Source organism: Armatimonas sp., from assembly GCF_043760365.1.
In the GTDB taxonomy this organism is placed as follows: domain Bacteria; phylum Armatimonadota; class Armatimonadia; order Armatimonadales; family Armatimonadaceae; genus Armatimonas.
In genome coordinates this window covers 1-1,990 of sequence record NZ_JAYUPA010000281.1, presented here as the reverse complement: position 1 = coordinate 1,990, position 1,990 = coordinate 1, and the positions used below count along the sequence as shown (strand labels likewise).

At 62.4% G+C, this 1,990-nt stretch carries 3 protein-coding genes; 2 read left to right on the top strand and 1 reads right to left on the bottom strand.

The features are described from left to right. Positions 1 to 270: 270 nt before the first annotated feature. Both ACH2EH_RS06720 and ACH2EH_RS06715 read left to right on the top strand, forming a co-directional pair. Positions 271 to 636, top strand: coding sequence for a hypothetical protein (locus tag ACH2EH_RS06720; RefSeq protein WP_309688376.1), 366 nt, complete (start codon positions 271 to 273; stop codon positions 634 to 636). Then, positions 633 to 1,073: an HNH endonuclease gene (locus ACH2EH_RS06715; RefSeq protein ID WP_395140139.1), complete on the top strand. Its 441-nt coding sequence runs from the start codon at positions 633 to 635 to the stop codon at positions 1,071 to 1,073. Before ACH2EH_RS06720 ends, ACH2EH_RS06715 begins: the two co-directional genes overlap by 4 nt. A 21-nt stretch (positions 1,074 to 1,094) precedes the next feature. Here the strand turns inward: ACH2EH_RS06715 and ACH2EH_RS06710 are convergent. Beyond that, positions 1,095 to 1,990, bottom strand: an 896-nt coding sequence (locus ACH2EH_RS06710) for an aldehyde dehydrogenase family protein (RefSeq protein ID WP_395140137.1), incomplete at its 5' end; no start/stop codon positions are given.

Genomic DNA, 1,990 nt, shown 5'->3' with positions numbered 1-1,990 from the left:
TCGGGCAGGAGGAGGAGCCCACTGGTGAGGTCACGCTCCCGCACGAGGGCAACGGCACGGATGAGCGTAAAGGGCCGTGCGGGGCGAATCTCCTCTTGGGCCAGCATGAGCAGCGGAGCTTTGTCGGGGTTCTCGCGCCGCGCCACCCAGCACCCCAACACGGCCCGCAGCCAGCGCCACGCGCACCGGCCAGCCTAGACGACACAGCGGCAACACCACCGCAAGCACCAGTGCTACCGAGCGGTATAATTGCCTACAAGGAAAGACAAAATGCCTGTTCTCACACCGGAAACCGAAGCGCGACTGATCTCTGTGGCGACGAGTGTTGGCAAGACGCCCGATGAGGTCGTTCAGGCGCTCTTACGCGATCTGCCCACTGCGGCATTGAGCGAATCCGAGCTTCTACGGCGCATTCAGGAGGCGATTCCGCCCTCGCTACGCCAAGAGCGTGAGGTGCTGATTACAGCGCAGAAAGCCCGTGCCTGGAGCGCATCAGAGCGTGCGCGATTTCTGGAGCTGACCAATCAGATCGAGACCTGCGAGGCGGATCGTATTTTACTTCTCTCGGCTCTGGCACGGCAGCGCGGCATTACGCTACCGGAGATTGCGCGGCAGCTTGAGCTAATGCCTGCATGAGACGACAGCGTCCCACACAGCGACAGCGCCTTGCGGTCTTTATCCGTGCGGGGTACCGCTGCGAGTATTGCCGACACCCTGTGGCCTTCTCCTCTGACCCGTTTGAGGTGGAGCATATTATCCCCGTGGAGCAAGGCGGCACCACGCCCCTGGATAACCTGGCGCTTTCGTGCCGGGGCTGTAACCACCTGAAGCACATTCTGACAGAGGCGATGGACCCGGCAACGGGTGTGACCGTGCCTCTGTTTCATCCGCGCCATCAGCAATGGAGCGCTCACTTTCAGTGGAGTTTCGATGCGACGCAGGTTCTTGCGCTGACAGCAACGGGTCGCGCAACACTGGAGGCGCTTCAGCTCAACCGGGAGGGGCTACGCAACCTGCGGCGTGCGCTGGTGCTCGATGGCGCACATCCGCCCGACGAATCCGTTACAATATAGTCAATAGCTTGCCCCTGCTTTCTAAAGCACGAGTACGCGCGGGCTGGTGTACTCGTCCATTGTCCAGCGGATGCCTTCGCGGCCCACGCCAGAGTCTCCCTCGCCGCCGTAGGGCATGGCGTCGCTGCGGAACGTCGGGACATCGTTTATAATCACGCCGCCCACATTGAGCGAGTTGTGGGCCTGCATAATGCGGCGAATATCGTGCGTAAAAACACCCGCTTGCAGGCCGTAGCGGCTGGCGTTGATCCGCGCGATACCCGCCTCGAAGCTGTCAGCGGGCTCCACAACCACCACCGGGCCAAAGACTTCATCGCAAACAATAGGCTGGTCTGTCGGGACACCCGTTAGAATACTCGGGGCCAGAAACGCACCGTCGCGCTGGCCCTGGAGGAGCATCGTTGCGCCTGCGGCCTTGGCTTGGTGAACCCACTGTTCCACGCGAATCGCGGCGGCCTGCGTGATCAGTGGCCCCAGGTCGGTCGCTTCGTCGGCAGGAGCGCCCCGCCGAAGCGCACGCACTTTCTCTACCAGCGCCTCGCAGAACGCCGCAAAGAGCGCCTTGTGCACAAAGATGCGCTGCACGGAGATACAGACCTGCCCGGAGTAGGCAAACCCTCCCACCGTGCAGCGTGCGGCAGCATGGACACAATCGGCATCCTCGGCGAGCAGCACGGCGGCGTTTCCCCCAAGCTCCAGTGTCACACGCTTCTTCGTGGCCCGCTGCTTCAGCGCCCAGCCGACGGTATCCGATCCGGTAAACGAGAAAACTGGTAGCCTGGGATCGTCGGCGAGTAGATGCCCGATCTCTTGGGGCGTCTCGGGCGTGAGCACGGCAAACGCCGCTTCGGGCCAGCCAGATTCCCGCACGAGTGTCTGAAGTTTAAGCGCGATCTGCGGCGTTTTTTCTGCGGGCT